This window comes from Oceanobacter antarcticus (genome assembly GCF_044962685.1).
Taxonomy (GTDB): Bacteria; Pseudomonadota; Gammaproteobacteria; order Pseudomonadales; family Oceanobacteraceae; genus Oceanobacter; species Oceanobacter antarcticus.
This window is the reverse complement of record NZ_JBBKTX010000005.1, coordinates 18,986-34,702: the sequence shown is the minus strand read 5'-3', so window position 1 is coordinate 34,702 and position 15,717 is coordinate 18,986. Positions and strand designations below refer to the sequence as shown.

The 15,717-nt window shown below is 55.6% G+C and carries 15 protein-coding genes; 11 read left to right on the top strand and 4 right to left on the bottom strand.

All coding sequences use genetic code 11. From position 1 onward, the window contains the following. Positions 1-10 precede the first annotated feature (10 nt). The 4 genes from WG929_RS05255 to WG929_RS05240 all read right to left on the bottom strand — a co-directional run bounded on the left by WG929_RS05255 (position 11) and on the right by WG929_RS05240 (position 4,929). Complete coding sequence (locus WG929_RS05255; RefSeq protein WP_435873312.1) at positions 11-826, bottom strand: ABC transporter ATP-binding protein; 816 nt, start codon at positions 824-826, stop codon at positions 11-13. Further along, on the bottom strand, positions 823-2,625 hold the full coding sequence (locus WG929_RS05250; RefSeq protein ID WP_416205182.1) for a branched-chain amino acid ABC transporter ATP-binding protein/permease: 1,803 nt from the start codon (positions 2,623-2,625) through the stop codon (positions 823-825). The genes WG929_RS05255 and WG929_RS05250 overlap by 4 nt, the downstream gene beginning before the upstream one ends. After that, positions 2,622-3,659, bottom strand: a complete 1,038-nt coding sequence (locus WG929_RS05245; RefSeq protein ID WP_369857875.1) for a branched-chain amino acid ABC transporter permease — start codon at positions 3,657-3,659, stop codon at positions 2,622-2,624. The genes WG929_RS05250 and WG929_RS05245 overlap by 4 nt, the downstream gene beginning before the upstream one ends. A 124-nt stretch (positions 3,660-3,783) precedes the next feature. Further along, positions 3,784-4,929 (bottom strand): ABC transporter substrate-binding protein, encoded by a 1,146-nt coding sequence (locus WG929_RS05240; RefSeq protein ID WP_416205181.1) that lies wholly within the window; start codon positions 4,927-4,929, stop codon positions 3,784-3,786. Positions 4,930-5,611: 682 nt separating this feature from the next. Here WG929_RS05240 and WG929_RS05235 point away from each other — a divergent pair. The 11 genes from WG929_RS05235 to WG929_RS05185 all read left to right on the top strand — a co-directional run bounded on the left by WG929_RS05235 (position 5,612) and on the right by WG929_RS05185 (position 15,637). Continuing rightward, positions 5,612-6,781 carry an amidase gene (locus WG929_RS05235; RefSeq protein ID WP_416205180.1) on the top strand — a complete coding sequence of 390 codons (1,170 nt, stop codon included), beginning with the start codon at positions 5,612-5,614 and terminating at the stop codon, positions 6,779-6,781. 17 nt (positions 6,782-6,798) lie between these two features. Then, complete coding sequence (locus WG929_RS05230; protein ID WP_416205179.1) at positions 6,799-7,944, top strand: acyl-CoA dehydrogenase family protein; 1,146 nt, start codon at positions 6,799-6,801, stop codon at positions 7,942-7,944. A gap of 21 nt (positions 7,945-7,965) precedes the next feature. Next, positions 7,966-8,328, top strand: a complete 363-nt coding sequence (locus WG929_RS05225; protein ID WP_369857879.1) for an IacB protein — start codon at positions 7,966-7,968, stop codon at positions 8,326-8,328. Positions 8,329-8,338: 10 nt separating this feature from the next. Beyond that, positions 8,339-8,866 (top strand): nuclear transport factor 2 family protein, encoded by a 528-nt coding sequence (locus WG929_RS05220; RefSeq protein ID WP_416205178.1) that lies wholly within the window; start codon positions 8,339-8,341, stop codon positions 8,864-8,866. 61 nt (positions 8,867-8,927) lie between these two features. Further along, the gene (locus tag WG929_RS05215; RefSeq protein WP_416205177.1) at positions 8,928-10,232 is read left to right on the top strand and encodes an aromatic ring-hydroxylating oxygenase subunit alpha; all 1,305 of its coding nucleotides are present in this window, start codon (positions 8,928-8,930) and stop codon (positions 10,230-10,232) included. Positions 10,233-10,238: 6 nt separating this feature from the next. Then, positions 10,239-10,721 (top strand): aromatic-ring-hydroxylating dioxygenase subunit beta, encoded by a 483-nt coding sequence (locus tag WG929_RS05210; RefSeq protein ID WP_416205176.1) that lies wholly within the window; start codon positions 10,239-10,241, stop codon positions 10,719-10,721. Positions 10,722-10,753: 32 nt separating this feature from the next. Beyond that, entirely contained in the window at positions 10,754-11,509 is a 756-nt protein-coding gene (locus WG929_RS05205) for an SDR family NAD(P)-dependent oxidoreductase (protein WP_416205175.1), read from the top strand. A gap of 163 nt (positions 11,510-11,672) precedes the next feature. Beyond that, the gene (locus WG929_RS05200; protein ID WP_416205174.1) at positions 11,673-12,632 is read left to right on the top strand and encodes a PDR/VanB family oxidoreductase; all 960 of its coding nucleotides are present in this window, start codon (positions 11,673-11,675) and stop codon (positions 12,630-12,632) included. Between the two features lie 27 nt (positions 12,633-12,659). After that, positions 12,660-13,166, top strand: a complete 507-nt coding sequence (locus WG929_RS05195; protein WP_369857885.1) for a flavin reductase — start codon at positions 12,660-12,662, stop codon at positions 13,164-13,166. Between the two features lie 203 nt (positions 13,167-13,369). Next, positions 13,370-14,593, top strand: a complete 1,224-nt coding sequence (locus WG929_RS05190) for an OprD family outer membrane porin (protein WP_416205173.1) — start codon at positions 13,370-13,372, stop codon at positions 14,591-14,593. 57 nt (positions 14,594-14,650) lie between these two features. Continuing rightward, positions 14,651-15,637, top strand: a complete 987-nt coding sequence (locus WG929_RS05185) for a dienelactone hydrolase family protein (protein WP_416205172.1) — start codon at positions 14,651-14,653, stop codon at positions 15,635-15,637. Positions 15,638-15,717 lie beyond the last annotated feature (80 nt).

Sequence of the window (15,717 nt, the reverse complement as noted above, 5' to 3'; positions counted from 1 at the left end):
GTTGCCCGGATTAGCTGGAGAGCAACTCCTGGTGTTTGCTGGCCAGACCCAGATACGCTTCGATGACCCTGGGGTCGTTGGCCAGTTCAGCCGCTGGCCCCTGCATGGCAACCTGACCACCTTCCAGCACGTAGGCGTAGTCGGCCACTTTGAGGGCGGCGCGGGCATTCTGTTCAACCAGCAGGATCGACACTCCCTGGCGGCGCAGGTCGGCAAAGATGCGGAAGATTTCTCGCGTAATCAGGGGGGCTAGCCCAAGGCTGGGTTCGTCCAGCATCAATAGCCTCGGTTTGCCCATCATGGCGCGGCCAATTGCCAGCATCTGGCGTTCGCCACCGGACAGCGTGCCAGCCTGTTGCTGGCGGCGCTCCCATAGGCGAGGAAACAGGCTGTAGACTTCGGCCAGGGTTTGTTCGTAGCTGTCGTCACCATTGCGATAGCGCAGGAAGGCACCGAGCAACAGGTTGTCCTCGACACTCATGGTGTTGAACAGCTCGCGTTTTTCCGGTACCAGGCCCAAGCCGCGTCCGACCAGGGTTTCGATTTCAGGGCTGACGTAGTCCTGACCATCAAAGTGGATATTACCCTTGGAGGGCAGCATGCCGATGATGGCAGACAGCAGGGTGGTTTTACCGGCCCCGTTGGGGCCAATCACGGTCACCAGCTGGCCTTCTTTCAAGGTCAGGTCGATGCCGGTGAGGGCTTCCACCTTGCCATAGGCAACACGTAAACCACGTACATCAAGCAGCGCGGTAGAATCAGTCATGGTGTTGGCATGCTCCTGAGGGTGGTTGGTGGCAGTCGAGGTGCGGCGGGACGTTTTCATTCTGCACCTCCCAGATAGGCTTCCAATACTGCGGGGTTGGTCTGAATTTCTTCTGGTAACCCCTCGGCAATTTTTTCGCCAAATTCCATCACCACGATGCGGTCAACCAGTCCCATCACAAAGTCCATGTCGTGTTCAACCAGCAGGATGGCGATGCCTTCGGTCTTCAACTTCTTGATCAAATCCGACAACGCCTGCTTCTCCTGAAAGCGTAAACCGGCGGCGGGCTCATCCAGCAACAGCACGCAGGGATCGGCGCAGAGGGCGCGGGCAATTTCGAGAATGCGTTGCTGACCCAGTGCCAGACTGCCGGCTTCCTCGTAGAGGTAAGCACCAAGACCAACGCGTTCCAGCTGATGTTTGGCCTCTTTTAACAACCGTTGCTCTTCTTCTCGCTCCAGATGCAGAGAGGCGCTGATCACTCCTTGGTTGCCTCGCATATGGGCACCCAGGGCAACGTTTTCCAGCGCTGACATGGCCGGTAGCAGCTTGACGTGCTGGAAGGTACGGCTCATGCCCATGGAGGCGACGGCACGGGAATTTTTGCCTTTCAGACTTTGGCCAAGGAAGCGGACTTCACCCTCGGTTGGGGTGTCGACTGACGATAGCTGGTTGAACATGGTACTCTTGCCGGCACCGTTCGGGCCGATCAGGGCAAGTACTTCTCCGGCATGCAGTTGCAGGTTCATCTTGTTGTTTGCCACCAGGCCACCAAAACGGCGCGTGACATTCATGGCTTCCAGTACCAGCGTCCCCTGGGCTGGTAACGGTCGTCGGGGTAAATCGGCGGCGGCATCATTGACGACGAGGCGGGTATCGGCCTGATAGCGGGCCGGTATCAGGCGGATGACCAGAGACCACAGTCCGCCGGGGGCGCGTTGCATCATGAATACAATCAGCAAGCCAAACACAATGCTTTCGTATTGACCGTCACTGCCCAACAGTATGGGTAGCAGATCTTGCAGCCATTGTTTCAGCATGGTGAGCACACCGGCACCCAACAAGGCTCCCCAGACACTGCCAACACCACCAATCAGAGCCATAAACAGGTAGTCGATACCCATGCTCAGGCCGAAGGGGGTCGGGTTTACAAAGCGTTGGGTGTGGGCATAGAGCCAACCGGACAAGCCTGCAAATAACGCTGAAATAAGGAAAACCGCCATTTTGGAACGGAAGGTGTTCACTCCCATCGATTCCGCCATCAGCTGGCCGCCTTTAAGGGCACGAATGGCACGTCCTTCCCGTGAATTCAGCAAATTGCGGCTGATCAGAATGGCGCCTGTTACTGCCGCCCAGATCAGGTAGAAAATTTTCTCTCCCTTGTCGAGGCTGATACCGAACAGTTGCAGTGACGGCAAGCCACTGACGCCGGTATGGCCACCCATGGAGGAGAGGGTGCCAAACAGGTAATAGAGTGAAATACCCCAGGCAATTGTACCTAACGGCAGATAGTGACCAGAGAGCTTCAAAGTGAGCGCGCCAAGCAGCAGTGCTACCACAGCGGTTAGCAGCAAGCCAAACACCAGGGCGATCCAGGGAGAACCGGCGGTCCATGCCAGCCACTCCGGCAGCTGCTGGGTGGTGGTCAGATAGGCCGTGGTGTAAGCCCCGAGGCCGACAAACGCGGCCTGACCAAAGCTGGTCATACCGCCGACGCCCGTAAGCAGCACCAGTCCGAGTACAACCAGGGCATACAGGCCGATGTAGTTCAGCAGGGTAATCTGGTACGAGGGTAAAACCAGCGGTGACAGAATCAACAGTACCAGTCCCAGCAGCATCATATTGCGTGGCTTGATCATTCGTCGTCCTCCACGTGGTGGCTGGTCATCGAGCGCCAGATCAGGAATGGAATAATCAGGGTGAATACAATAATTTCCTTATAGGTGCTGGCCCAGAACATGGAAAACGCTTCAATCATGCCAACCGCAACCGCACCGATGGCGGCGATCGGATAACTCACCAGTCCGCCAATAATGGCACCCACAAACCCTTTCAGGCTGATGATGAAACCGGAGTCGAAGTAGAGGGTGGTGATCGGCGCAATCAGAATGCCGGAAAGAGCACCGATAAACGCCGCCAGGGCGAAGGTAGCCTTGCCTGCAAAAACCGGGGAAATACCGAGCAGACGGGCACCGGTACGGTTCACCGCTGTTGCCCGTAATGCCTTGCCATAGAGCGTGCGTTCAAAGGCCACAAACAGGGTAATGATCAGCAGGATGGATACCAGGATGACCCAGAGTGTCTGGCTTTTCAGCATTACCGGGCCAAGCGCAAAACTGCTGTCGGAAAATGGCTGGGTACGAGCGCCCTCCGGGCCAAACAACAGCAGACCCACGCCTACCATCGAGACGTGAACAGCAATCGACACAATCAACAGCACCAGCGACGGCGCGTCGGCCAGCGGCTGAAAAAATATCCGGTACATGATGGGACCAAGAGGCACCATTAACGCCAGGGTGAGCAATGCCTGGAATGCCATCGGCAGTTCAGCCAGCGGCAGGGTTTGCATCAGAATCACCATTACCACGGCGTAACCGACCTTGAGCACCATGTGTTGGATTTTGCGGCTATTGATGCGGGTGCGCAGCTGGTCATAAAGATCCATGCCGCAACTGACCAGCATCAGTGCCAGCAGCAGCCATTCGACGGAAGGTGTTTTGCCCAATTGAATGGCGGCCATGGTAAGTGCACCGAAGGTGACAAATTCACCTAACGGTATCAGCAGGATGCGGGTGACGGTAAACACCAGCAAAATCGACAGTGCCAGCAAGGCATAAATAGCCCCATTGGTTAAGCCATCCTGCCCCAGCAAAACGGCGATCTGAAAATTCATTGCTTCTGAGTCCTTGAGTTACTGAGAAAACATGGCCTGGCGGGCGGGCCAACAGCAGTATTTTTTTAGGTATGGGGTCGTTCAGGCGCAAACGATGAAACGTTTGCGCCGGGAGCACGCAGCCTTACTTGACCAGTTTCCAATCACCGTCCTTAACGATAATCAGTTCACGGCCACGCTCATCAAAGCCACTGTGGTCTGCCGGAGTGATGTTGTACACCCCCTGGGTCGCAGCCATTTCGGTGGTTTTTTCGAGGGTGTCACGCAGAGCGGCACGAAACTCGGCGGTGCCGGGTTTGCCCGACTTGAGTGCTGTTGGAATGGCATGCTCCAGCAGTAAACCGGCGTCATAGACGTTACCACCAAAGGTCGCCGGGCTGTTGCCATACATACGCTCGTAGTCGGAGACGTATTTCTGGGCAATTGTTTTTGATGGGCTGTCTGGTACTTCATCCAGAACCAGCATCAGGCTGGCGGCCAGAATGGTGCCCTCAACCGCTTTGCCTCCGAGGCGCAGGAATGGATCCAGGGCAGCACCGTGAGTCTGGTAAATCTGGCCCTTGTAACCCTGATCCTTGAGAGTGGTTTGCGGCATCACCGACGAGCTGCCCGGCGCGGCAATCAGTACGGCATCCGGGTTGGTCATCAGGACTTTCAGGCATTGGCCAGTGATGGAGGTGTCCTGGCGCTGGAAGTGTTCGTTGGCAACGATCTTGATGCCAGCGGCATCCGTCAGGCCTTTCATAACCTTTGACCAGTTTTCACCAAAGGGGTCGGCGGTGCCGATCATACCGATGGTTTTGACGCCGGTCTTTTTCATGTGATCGACCAGTGCGGCAGCGATCAGATCGTCATTCTGGGTGGTTTTGAAAACCCATTTTTTTTGTTCCGTCATTGGTAGCACAACTGCGGCAGTACCGACCGGAGCCAGCATCGGCGTACCGGATTCGGCAGCAAACTGGATCACACCCATGGCGTTGCCGGAGCCGCTTGGGCCAATGATGGCATCCACATGTTCATCATCGATCAGCTTTTTGAAGGCTTTTACGGTGGCGGTTGGGTCGCTGCCATCATCCAGGGGAATGTAGCGGATGCGTTCGCCGCCAGCGGAATCCGGCAGCAGGGCGACGGTGTTTTTCTGCGGGATCCCCACCAGGGCAATCGGACCGGTGGCTGAGGTAACGACCCCGATCTTGATTTCCGCCTGGGCAATAGAACAGCCCAAAGAGGAAGCGAGTACCAGAGTGGTTAGCAGTTTCTTCGACAGCATGACGATCTCCATAGGATGGCAAGGTTGTTTCGTTGTAGGTCGCGACCCTGATTCTGTATGCAGAGTTGCGCGGTGTTGTTTCAGTGCCTTGCGAGCTGGGTAAATAGACCCCTCAGTGTCGAGAGGGGGCGAGTATCTCATAGCAGCATGTGTGCCAGAAAATTTTGGTGCGGCCTGTTTCAGCGTCGCCATCGGGCCTGTTGTCAGTATGGCCGGGTATTGGTCTGAGGGCATGCTGGCATGTTTTTTAGTAGAAAATTCGAGTAAATACGGGCGTTTAGGTGGCATCGGCAATGGATTCTCTGACGCTTGTTTTTATTGTTTTTAATGACGTAAAAGGTGACAATTTTTTTTGAGAAAGTAAAGTTTTACCAAGCTTTGATGGCGATTTCTGGTTGGTGTTTCAGGATCTTTAAAAAGCTGGATAGTCTCTTTTATTTTAAAAAATAACTTATAAATCAATTAGTTATTTATTTTAATGGGATTTTTCGGGTTGGTTTTCAAGGGATTTAAAATGCACCAAAATGATACATTTGAAGCTTTTATGCACCTTGTTGATTCTTGGTAAAATAATTGAATTTTCAATTGACATAAATTTTAAATTTGGTGATTTTATAAAGGCAACAGGGGAGCATGAAGACAGACTTTAGCCTCCCCGGTTAACTCACCAAGGGTACATCTCATGTCAATACTGATTGCTGCTTTGAACCTCACCTCGGCTGATCGCTTTGCTGCGGCTCCGACGGTTGTGGTCAAGGACACGATCGATATCGCCGGTCACCCGACCAGGGCAGGCAGTCGGGCACTGGAGCTGGCACCCGTAGCGCAGCAGCATGCTGAGGTGGTTGATCGGCTGCTGGCTAACGGTTGGAAGATTAACGGCAAGGCTAACCTGCATGAGCTGGCATTCGGTACCACCGGTGTGAACCACTGGACCGGAACAGCAAATAATCCACGCTTTCCCGGCCTGATTCCCGGTGGCTCTTCCAGCGGTTCTGCCGCTGCGGTGGCTGCCGGGTTGAGCGCTGCCGGGGTGGGTACGGATACCGGCGGCTCGGTTCGTATTCCAGCGGCTTGTTGTGGCGTGTTTGGTCTCAAGCCCAGTTATGGTCGCGTCAGCAGAGCCGGGGTTATGCCTGCCGAGTCAACCCTGGATTGCGTAGGCCCTCTGGCGCGGGACATGCCAACATTGACGGCCGTTATGGAAGCGATCTGTTGTGATTTTGTGGCACTGCAACCCGACGCCCCCGCGTTGGCTAATCTGCGTTTGGGCATGGTGGTTGAGCTCAATGCCAGCGCAGCGGTAAAGCACACCGTTGAGGCCGCTATAGCGGCGACGGACCTGCCGCTTCATCTGGTCACTTTGCCAGGTATGGAGCAGGCCTATCAGGCCGGTATGAGCATTATCAATCGTGAAAGCTGGCGCGCCTGCCAGCATTTGCTGGCGTCTGGCCTGATCGGGGACGACGTCGCCCAGCGTTTGCTGGCAGCGGGTCAGACCACGGATCAGGAATTGGCTCTGGCAGAGCAGGTTCGAACTGAATTTTCGGCTGCGGTTGACGCCTTGTTGACCGATTGCCCGGTGTTGGCATTACCCACCATGCCGGATTGCCCGGTATCGATAGAAAACGCTGCCGATACGCGAGCGTTACTGGGTATGACTGCTTTTGTACGACCTTTTAATCTCAGTGGCCACCCGGCCATCAATATTCCCTTGCTCAGTGAGGACGGACTGCCGGTGGGTTTACAGCTGGTGGCCGCCAGGGGAGCTGACGAACTGCTGTGTGCAGTGGCAGCGCTGATAGCCAGTCGGATAGCCAGTCAGATAGCCACTCGAAACAACGAACAGTAACAGGAGACCAGAGAGTCATGTCTGGATATCAGATCGATAAATCCCTCTGGGGTGGGGCGGCATTTGACGCCTTGTTGGACGAGGTGCGTCAGCGCCGACATGAGTTCGAGAGTCAGCGTTATCTCTCTCAGGACATCGTTGAACGTTTCCGCCAGCTTGGCGTTTACCGCGCCATGGTGCCAAGAGCGCTGGGGGGCGACGAGCGCAGCCCGGTTGAATTTTTGCAAATGGTGGAAGCCATCGCCGCTGCGGACGGGTCGGCCGGATGGGTTGCCAGTTTTGGCATGAACCCGGCTTATTTGGCGGCGCTGCCGGTAGCGACCATCGACAAGGTGTGGGCCGACGGCCCGGATGTGGTGTTTGCGGGGGGGATTTTTCCGACCCAGCCGGCGCGGCGAGTGGCGGGCGGTTATATCGTCAGTGGGCGCTGGAAATTTGGCAGCGGTTCGATGGGGGCGTCGCTGATCGGAGTCGGCATCCAGCCGGAGTCTGGTGAGCCTCTGCCACGGATGGCAGTCATGCCTGCTGATCAGGTCACTATTGAACCCAATTGGGACGTTATCGGCATGGTCGGAACCGGCTCTCACGACATGGTGGTGGATGAGGTATTTGTACCAGAAGACTGGACGTTTGTGCGCGGTGGCAAACCTAATATCGAGTCCGATTTTTTCACTTATCCGAGTCTTTCGTTTGCGGCCCAGGTGTTGTCTGTCACCACGGCTGGCCTGGCGCGTGAGGCTCTGGACGTGGTTCAGGGCATGGCCGCTGGCCGCCAGTCAGTAACCGGTGCGCCGAATCTGGGCGAGCGTGAATATGTCCAGATTGAGATCGCCAAGGCCGAAGCCAAATTACGCTCATCACGGGCCTTTTTCTATCAGGTCACTGAAGACGCCTGGAAGACGATCCAGGGCGCTGAAAAACCGTCTCGTGAGCAGGTCAGCCTGATTCGCCTGGCGACCAGCAACTTGACGCATGAATGCGCCGAGGCGATTCGTATTGCCTATCAGGTCGCGGGCATGACCAGCACCTACAACGACCATCCGCTGTCGCGCATTGTGCGTGATTCGATGATGGCCACCCAGCACGCCTTTATGGGTGCCATTACCTACAAAAACGCCGGGGCCATGTTTTTTGGACATGATCCGCTGCCTGGCTACCTCTGATACCGGACTGGAGATATCACCATGACTGACAAGAAACCCCTGCGCGTACTGTTCTGCATGGGCATTAACCAGAACTTTATGGATGCCCCACGGGAAGAACAGCTTGATGTCTGGGCGGCCTTTGGCGAGATGTGGAACGCTATTCACGATATGGATGGTGTGACCGTGATCGGCAATATGGACGACGATCAAAGCATGGTTGGCCCCTCTTCCGGCTATCCGTGGACCACCTACCTGATGGCCGACGTTGCCGATTACGACACTGTAGTGGCCTGCTGCAACCTGTTCCGCAGCACCGCCGTTGGCGCGACCCCGTACAAGTTATGGCGCTACGCCAAAGTAGAAGCGCGTACCGGTCGTGAACTGATCGTCCAACGCAGTTGAGGATACCGGGATGAACGAGATCGAGCGCACCGAGTTTGCCGAGATCCGGCAACGCCTGATTGCCCTGGAAGATGAGCAGGCCATTCGGAGCTGTATCAGCCGCTACATGGATCTGTGTGATGTGCTGGATAGCAGTACACCACTGGCCCAGCTGGCGGATCTGTTCAGCGAAGATGCCATCTGGGAAGGCAAGGGTGGGCGTTATGCCAACAGTTTTGGTGGCCATCAGGGCCGTGACGCGATTGTGGCGATGCTGGGTAAGTATTGCGTGGAACCGCCGCATTTTGCTCTCAACGTCCACTACCTCAGTTCCGAGCTGATTGTGGTGGATGGCGATCAGGCCCACGGCAGCTGGAACATGATTCAGGTATCCACGTTCAGCGCCGGTGGTTCGCACCTTAACAGCGCTCGACTCGAAATCGATTTTTGCAAGGAGCTGGGTCAGTGGCGCATTGCCCACTTCCAGACTCGCAACCTGTTCAGCCGCCCGGTGAGCCATTGGCAAAGCGATGAACCGCTGCCGGTGCCGGACAAGTAACCCGGTTCCGCCGTTCACCTGACTGCCTGCCAACACCGGCCATTAACAAGAGACAAGCACCATGAGCGAATTGATAGAGTTAGCCAACATCAGTCTGAAAGCGGCTGAGATGGTCGAAGAAGGACGCGTCCACAAGTCGCTGTACTCCGACCCGGCAATCTTCGAAGAAGAACTGGATAAAGTGTTCAACAACACCTGGGTGTTTGTCGGGCATGACAGCGAAGTGCCAGACTCGGGCAGCTTCAAAACCTCGTTTGTCGGTCGGCATCCGGTGATTCTGACCCGCGACCGCAAGGGTAATCTGCACGTATTGCAAAACCGCTGCCGTCACCGTGGGGCCACGGTGTGTGAAGGCCGCAAGGGTAAAACCAAAGCGCTCACCTGTCCTTACCATGGCTGGGGTTATGGCCTCGACGGCTCATTACGGGCATTACCGAAGCCGGAAGAATACGACGGCGTGTTCGACAAAAAAGACATGTCGCTGGAAAGCCTGCGCTTCGACACCTATCAGGGCATGGTGTTCGCCACGTTTAACAACGACATCGAACCTCTGCCCGACTTTCTTGGTGGCGCCAAAAAATGGATTGATCTGTTTGCCAAGCAAGGCGGCGGCTATCCGATGAAAGTACTGGGTGAGCACCGCTTCAACTTTCCGGGTAACTGGAAAATCCAGCTGGAAAATACCACCGACGCCTACCATTTTCCGATCGTTCACAAGTCATTTGTCAGCTCCCTGGATGATGCCACGGCGGATATTTTTGACTTCCTCGACGGCGAAGGGTTTGTTGAAGACCTCGGCCACGGCCACAGCGTCATGGTGATGATCCCGGAGCTGGTTGACCTTGAAGCGGATCTTGACCAGCCGATTCCAGCGCGCTTTGAAGCCTTGGCTCAAGCCCTGCGTGACGAAGGCCGAAGCGATGATGAAGTAAAAAAACTGGTGCGTGCTGCCCACGGTACTGGCTTTAACCTCAACCTGTTCCCGAACGTTTCCTGCTCGATGGCCTTCTTCCGCGTGTTGCGCCCGGTCAGTGTGAATGAAACCGAAATTCAGCACGTAGCGCTGGGTGGCGACGGTGCCCCGCAAGCCTTTAATCGCAAGCGTATGCGCCTGCACGAACATTTTCAGGGGCCAATGGGTTTTGGTACGCCGGACGATGGCGAAGCCTGGGAACGGGTACAAAAAGGCTCCATGGCGGGTAACGATGGCTGGATTCTGGTGAACCGGGGTATGACCCGCTTGCGGACTTCCGCCGACGGTAATCCACAAGGGGCGGTGTGTTCTGAAACCGGCATGCGAGCGGCGTATCGGCAGTACAAGAAAGTCATGTCCGCCGCCAGCGTAACAGCACAGCCAGGGGAGTAATAAATCATGAAATCCAATACCGAGTTGCTGGCCAAGGTCACTGAATTTATCGGCTATGAAGCGGATTTGCTGGATCACAAGGGCTATCAGGAATGGTTGTCGCTGTGGACCGCTGCCGGTCTGTACATCGTGCCCACTGACCTGAACGAAAGCGACTATCTCAACAGCCTGAATCTGGCACTGGACGACGCCGACATGCGCCGTATGCGAGTGGCGCGGCTGGAAAATGGTGAATCGGTTTCGGCTGATGCGGTGGGTTACACCGTGCGCATGATGTCCCGTATTCGTGTTCTCGAAGCCGACGAAAACCAGGTGGTTGTCCGCTGTGCCATGACGCTGAACGAGCTGCGTCACGGCAAGCTGGTGACTTACCCGGCCAACATTGAGTACCGCCTGAAGCCCACCAGTGATGGTTTTTATATCGACCAGAAAGTTGTGAAGCTGCTGCATGCCGACGGCTTCTTGCGCACAGTCAGCTTTATTTTCTAACGATCGATCGGTAACCGCGAAAGGATAACTCCATGACGGATTCTGTAACGACTCAGGTTGCCCTGGTGACCGGTGCTGCCCAGGGGCTGGGCAATCATATTGCCCGGCGTCTGCATGGCGCTGGTTACAAGGTGGTGCTGAGTGATATTCATCTGGCCGCCGCCCAGGCCGCTGCCAGTGAACTGGATATCAGTGGTGAAACAGCGATGGCGGTGGCCCTCAACGTCGCTCACAAATGCGATTTTGAGAGCGCCCTCGCGGTGGTACTGGAACAGTGGGGTAGCCTGCAGGTTCTGGTCAATAACGCTGCGGTCACCCGTGCTACTCCGGTGATGGATATCACCCTTGAAGAATTTAACCAGGTGGTGAATATCAACCTCGGCGGCACCTTTGCCGGTTGTCAGGTGCTGGGCGGTTACATGGCCAAACAAGGCTATGGCCGCATTATCAACATGTCATCGCTGGCCGGACAGAACGGCGGCACCAGTACCGGTGCTCACTATGCGGCCTCCAAGGGCGGCATTCTGACCCTCACCAAGGTGTTCGCCAAAGAACTTGCTGGCGGCGGTGTCACCGTCAACGCCATCGCCCCTGGGCCGATCGATTCTCCGATGGTGAAAGCCCTCGTACCGGCAGAGCGCCTGCCTGGCCTGTTGGCCAACATCCCGGTCGGAAAACTCGGCGACGCCGATTTTATTGGCGATGTGGTCGTGCAGCTGGCCAGCCCGCAAGCCTACTTCACCACCGGTACTACCTGGGATGTGAACGGCGGCTTGTTTATGCGCTAAACGATCGCCTCAAACCCGACCTGATAGCCGTGAGAGTGGCTTGCTTGACTTGCCACTCCCAGGCGCGGGCTTGCCCGAGAAACACCACACAACAAGGCTTTTTCTTGCGACCAAGCCGCACAATTTCGACAGTAAAACCGGCGTGGCCGGATGGAGAATACACATGACAGACGAGCTGCTCACGGTCGTCGTCCGCAAGCGCGAACAGCACACTCCAGGTGTTATTACCCTGGAGCTGGTCGACCCACAAGGCCAGCCGCTGCCCGGTTTTGATGCCGGTGCCCATATCGATTTGCATCTGGGTGATGATCTGATTCGTCAGTATTCACTGTGTAACGACCCGGCTGACGTCTCCGCCTATCGGGTGGGTGTATTAAAAGATCCCGCTTCTCGTGGTGGCTCTGTTGCTGTGCACGAGCGTCTGTTTGAAGGCACCGAACTGCAAATCAGCGCTCCGCGTAACCTGTTTCCGTTGGCTCAGACGGACGGCCGTTCGATTCTGATCGGTGGCGGCATTGGCATCACTCCGATGATCGCCATGGCTTATGCCCTGCACGCCGCCAACAAACCGTTTGAGCTGTGGTACTGCGGTCGCTCCCGCAGCTCCTGCGCGTTTATCGATGACCTCACCAGCAGCGCCTTTGCCGAGCAGGTGCACTGCCACTTTGACGACGAACACGACGGCGTCGGGGTGAATCTGGAGGCGGTCTTCGCTGGCTCCGATAGCACCACCCATATGTACACCTGCGGCCCAGCCGGATTTATGGAGTGGGTGATGGCGACTGCCCGCAGCAAGGGTTTTGCCGATGAGCGTATCCATAAAGAATTCTTCCAGGTTGAGGTTGAAACCGGCGGCAGCAGCTTTGAAGTGTACGCCGCAGCCAGCGACCTCAGCGTCACCGTCGGTGAGCACCAGAGCATCGCCCAGGCCCTGACCGAAGCGGGCCTGAAGGTGAAAGTGTCGTGTGAGCAGGGCACTTGTGGCACCTGTCTGTGCGATGTGCTGGAAGGTATCCCGGATCACCGCGACGTCTTCCTGACCGACGAAGAGAAAGAGGACAACGACCAGATGCTGTTGTGTTGTTCACGCGCCAAATCCCCCCGGCTGGTACTCGATATCTGAGCCGGCTGAATGACTGAGGAATTCCCCATGGTTGATACCCGATTGTTTCGTAATGGCATGTCCCTGCTGGGTGGTGCCGTCACTGTGATCACTACCGATGGTGACGCTGGCCGGTTTGGTTTTACCGCCACCGCCGTGACCAGTGTGACAGATGAGCCACCCACCTTGCTGGTGTGCATGAACCGCAATTCCTTTGCGCATGATCACTTCAAAAGCAACGGCGTGTTGTGTGTGAACGTGCTGAGTTCCGCGCATCTGGATGTGTCTGGGGATTTTGCCAATCGCGATCTCACGAGCGAACAACGCTTCGCCAAACATCATTGGAGTTGCCTGGAAACCGGCGCTCCGGCGCTGGAGCAGGCGCTGGTCAACTTCGATTGTCGTATTCACGAGAGCCATGAAATGGGCTCCCACAGCGTTTTTTATTGCCGTATCAGCGAGCTTCGTATCGGTAATGCGGAAGCCGGATTGATGTATTTCAACCGTGCTTATCACCGTTTGAATGAACAGTCGGTATCGCCCGGCATGGCTTGAATCACTTCAGCAGATGATTTTTTGCGTGGCACCAGAGTAACCAATAACAAGAACGCAGCATGGATTTGACTGCGTCGGTAGACGGGGGCAACAGGGCGCATGGCGTCTTGTTACCAGGCGAGAACGCCGGTGAGCACATGCAAGCCGGCATCAAGTTACGCCAGGTATGACTGGTACTCAATGTAGAGCAGAAGGAAACAATGATGATGAAGTGCAATTTGTGTAAAACCGGAATAGTACTGTCAGCCTTGACGGGGCTGGCCTTGCCAACAACCGCCTTGGCTGACTTTGTTGCGGATGGCAAGGTCAAACTCGACCTGAAAAACTTCTATCTGACGCGCAGCTACGATACCGCTGCCGACGATGTGGGCAGCTGGTCCCAGGCTGCCGATTTGCAGTACAGCTCCGGTTATACCGATACCCGTATCCAGGTTGGTCTGGATGCGTCTTCGCAGTTGGCGTACATCATCAGTGCCGATGGTGATGACGGCTCTGTGCCGATTCATGCCGATGGCGAAGCACCGGATACCTACGGCCGCAGCGGTGCCACCTTCAAGGCAAAATATTCCAAAACCGAATTGACCGTCGGGGATCATCGACCACACCTGCCGATTGCCTGGGATGATACCAGTCGCCAGCTGGATACCATTTATGAAGGTGCGATGCTGCAATCAAAAGAGATTGATGGCCTGGCGTTGACGGCCGGTCGTTATTGGGAAGTCGTCACTCGCGAATCATCGGACAAGGAAGGCATGTCAATTTTTCGTGGCAACGATGACAAGCGATCCGATGGCCTGGACTTTTTGGGTGCCAGTTATGACGTTAACAAAGCGTTGAACGTGACCTACTTCCTGGGGACGTTGAACGACTACTACAAGCAGCAGTATGCTGGTCTGACCTATAAAACTCGTTTGGGTGATGTCGGCTCGCGCACCGACGTGCGTTTGTTCCGCGTCAGCGATGACGGTGAAGCTCGCAATGGCGAATACGATACCCAGGCATTTGGTGTACGAGAGTCGTTGAGCATGGGTAATCACGCGGTGATGATTAACTATCAGAAGATGAACAACGACAAGTTCTTCCCAACCCTGAATGGTTATATCCCGCAGCCTTACTTGGTGCAATGGTCAAACCTGGCGTTTGTTCGTCCAGACGAAAAATCACTGGGTCTGGTGTACATGTATAACGCCAAAGACACCTTGCCCGGCCTGAAGATTTTCGCTCGCATGATCAAGGGTACCGATATCGATGTCGGCGGCCTGACGGACGAGAATGAAACCGAGAAGAACCTGTATGTGACCTATAGCTTGCAGCAAGGATCACTCAAGGGCCTGACCTTTGATGTGCGTGGCAACTTTATCGATCGCAGCTTTACCTCTGGGTACGATGAATATCGCGTCACTACCACTTATACCGTTAACTTCTGAGTCTTGACGTCGGGCTGTCGATGGCAATCAGAGGCAGCCCGACGGTGGTGAACAGCTATGATTATGTTAATTACCAGGCGTTTATGCTTGCTTGCAGTACTGCTGGGCTGGTTGTTTTTATCTGCGACCAGTGTCCGGGCAGCGGTTTCTTCCCAGATAATAACGTTCAACACCGTTACCATGTCCGACCAGCAATTGCTGCGCGGCAAGGGCGGTGAGAGTGCCGGTATTGTTGGTGCTCTGAAACTACCAGCGGGTAAAAATAATCCGGTGGTTATTCTGTTGTACGGTGCCAGTGGTTACACCTATGAACTGCAAGACTGGGTTGAGCTGCTGAACCAGCGCGGCATTGGCACCTTTATGGTCGACAGTACCAACGGTCGGATCGAATCCAGCTCCAGCCTGCGTCGGATGGCGCTGATTCGGGATGCCTATGCTGCTCTTGCACAGCTGGCACAACACCCTGGTATCGACCGCAAGCGTATCGGTCTGATCGGCTTCACTCAATCCGGTCAGGCTGCCTTGTATACTGGCATGAAGCGCATGCAATCCTTGTATGGCCAGGCGGATCTGTCGTTTGCTGCGATTGCCTCGTTTTATCCGGATTGCAGCTTTCAGTACCGCGAAGATGATGCGCTGATCGAGGCTCCGGTCCGGATCTACCATGGCGCAGACGATCAGGTGAATGCTGCCGACAACTGCCGTCATTACGTCAGTCGTAGTGCCGGGACGGGTGCCAATATACAGATCACCAGCTATCCGAATGCCGGACACGCGTTTGATCTGATCCGGTCGGACAAGGTTCGAAGCGGTTTGGAGCATTCGTTACGCGGCTGTACGATCCGCGAGGGGGTCAAGGGTATCTTGCTGAATCAGGAGACCGGCAGAGTATTCCGTATGGAAGACGACTGTGTCCAGCCAGCGGGGCCGTGGGCTTATAACGCCGCCGCTGCAAACGATGTACGTCTCAAGCTGCCGCAGTTTTTTACGCAGGTTTTCAAGCTTGAAGAGCCGGTGTCTGCGGCGCGGCTAGCAACGCAGTAGCCGACGTTGCAAATCATCCGCCGGGCGTTGATAAAGAAAAGAACGCAACCGCTGCAACCGATAATGGATGGCGCAGCGGG

Coding starts and splice junctions, on each gene's coding strand:
- WG929_RS05255 (WP_435873312.1), bottom strand. CDS start 826: ATGAAAACGTCCCGCCGCACCTCGACTGCCACCAACCACCCTCAGGAG.
- WG929_RS05250 (WP_416205182.1), bottom strand. CDS start 2,625: ATGATCAAGCCACGCAATATGATGCTGCTGGGACTGGTACTGTTGATT.
- WG929_RS05245 (WP_369857875.1), bottom strand. CDS start 3,659: ATGAATTTTCAGATCGCCGTTTTGCTGGGGCAGGATGGCTTAACCAAT.
- WG929_RS05240 (WP_416205181.1), bottom strand. CDS start 4,929: ATGCTGTCGAAGAAACTGCTAACCACTCTGGTACTCGCTTCCTCTTTG.
- WG929_RS05235 (WP_416205180.1), top strand. CDS start 5,612: ATGTCAATACTGATTGCTGCTTTGAACCTCACCTCGGCTGATCGCTTT.
- WG929_RS05230 (WP_416205179.1), top strand. CDS start 6,799: ATGTCTGGATATCAGATCGATAAATCCCTCTGGGGTGGGGCGGCATTT.
- WG929_RS05225 (WP_369857879.1), top strand. CDS start 7,966: ATGACTGACAAGAAACCCCTGCGCGTACTGTTCTGCATGGGCATTAAC.
- WG929_RS05220 (WP_416205178.1), top strand. CDS start 8,339: ATGAACGAGATCGAGCGCACCGAGTTTGCCGAGATCCGGCAACGCCTG.
- WG929_RS05215 (WP_416205177.1), top strand. CDS start 8,928: ATGAGCGAATTGATAGAGTTAGCCAACATCAGTCTGAAAGCGGCTGAG.
- WG929_RS05210 (WP_416205176.1), top strand. CDS start 10,239: ATGAAATCCAATACCGAGTTGCTGGCCAAGGTCACTGAATTTATCGGC.
- WG929_RS05205 (WP_416205175.1), top strand. CDS start 10,754: ATGACGGATTCTGTAACGACTCAGGTTGCCCTGGTGACCGGTGCTGCC.
- WG929_RS05200 (WP_416205174.1), top strand. CDS start 11,673: ATGACAGACGAGCTGCTCACGGTCGTCGTCCGCAAGCGCGAACAGCAC.
- WG929_RS05195 (WP_369857885.1), top strand. CDS start 12,660: ATGGTTGATACCCGATTGTTTCGTAATGGCATGTCCCTGCTGGGTGGT.
- WG929_RS05190 (WP_416205173.1), top strand. CDS start 13,370: ATGATGAAGTGCAATTTGTGTAAAACCGGAATAGTACTGTCAGCCTTG.
- WG929_RS05185 (WP_416205172.1), top strand. CDS start 14,651: ATGATTATGTTAATTACCAGGCGTTTATGCTTGCTTGCAGTACTGCTG.